The 1,151-nt window shown below is 28.8% G+C and carries 2 protein-coding genes and 1 tRNA gene; all 3 read left to right on the forward strand.

Annotated features, from left to right (window positions below):
- Positions 1-55: 55 nt before the first annotated feature.
- A complete protein-coding gene (locus tag ACWD12_RS41095) occupies positions 56-193 on the forward strand; it encodes a bacteriophage holin (protein ID WP_450103967.1) in 138 nt (45 codons plus the stop codon).
- Between the two features lie 275 nt (positions 194-468).
- Positions 469-529, forward strand: a tRNA-OTHER gene (locus tag ACWD12_RS41100).
- 139 nt (positions 530-668) lie between these two features.
- A partial coding sequence (locus tag ACWD12_RS41105) for a hypothetical protein (protein ID WP_450103966.1) occupies positions 669-1,151 on the forward strand: 483 nt, incomplete at its 3' end.

Here is a 1,151-nt window from a genome sequence, read left to right on the forward strand (position 1 = left end):
CTTTTTTTTCTAGTTAAGGAAGTATATATATACTATATTTACCCAAAAATATATAATTTTTCATAAATTTACTCCGAGCGTCCCTCTCCTAACTGGGGCGCCTTTTTTATGCTATAATATAGTCGGGATGTTTGTGAGATTTCATCCTATTCCTAGAGTCAAGCCATTCTTCGGAGTGGCTTTTTTCAAATAAAAAAGCTCTAGCTGGATGACTTCAAGGAGTCCAACTAGAGGATGATGAGTGTTAGTACAATTTCAGAAAAAATTTAGTTTATGCAAAAAATAAGAAGTACTAACAATTTAAATATTATCAATTTTTCAGACAATTGTCAATTATTTATAGTAGTGTGTTATAATAGTTTTAGTGGATGAGAAAAACATTCATTTACAAACACTTGATAATCTGCAGCTCCATCCACACAGATCTTATATAATAACGAAGATATGTGCTGCAGATTGTCATATTTTGGTTCTTTAGCTCAGTTGGTAGCTAACCGTTCGGTCGCTGGTTCGAGTCCAGCAAGAACCATAAATAAAATGTATATAATAGTAGAAACTCTTTAAAATGTATTTTATTAATATATATTCTATTTGATAAAACATCAAATAGAATTGTGATTTCCGAATATATTTGATAAAATATCAAATGAAAATTGGAGAAGTAAATCATGAAAAGTTATAAAACCTTGCGCTCTATAAGTTACAATGATTTAGATGAATATGAGAACACAATCAAAAAAAGAAAAGAAAGTGATAGCTGCTTATTTACAGGATTATATATACAATCTTTTGAACCGAAAATGCAGGTCCTCTTACCAGAAGAACAAGAACTATTCTTTTTAGTGTTACCAGAAACATCTTTATTAAAAGATAAGTTAAATGAAAACTCTCGGGAAATTGATAAATTAATGAATAACCTATCCGAGATTACCAAAGATAATATTTTTTACCATTTATTAATAGATGAAATACAGGCTTCCAATGATATTGAAGGGGTTATAAGTACAAGAAAAGAAATTCGTGAAGCTATAAGTATGATACTCGAAAAATCAAAAGAAAATAAGAGGTTTAAAAGTTTAGTTTATCAATATATGAATTTCAGGAAATCTAAATTTAGTCAGATTACCAAAATAGAAGATATCAGAGAAATA

This window comes from Streptodolium elevatio, assembly GCF_053592165.1.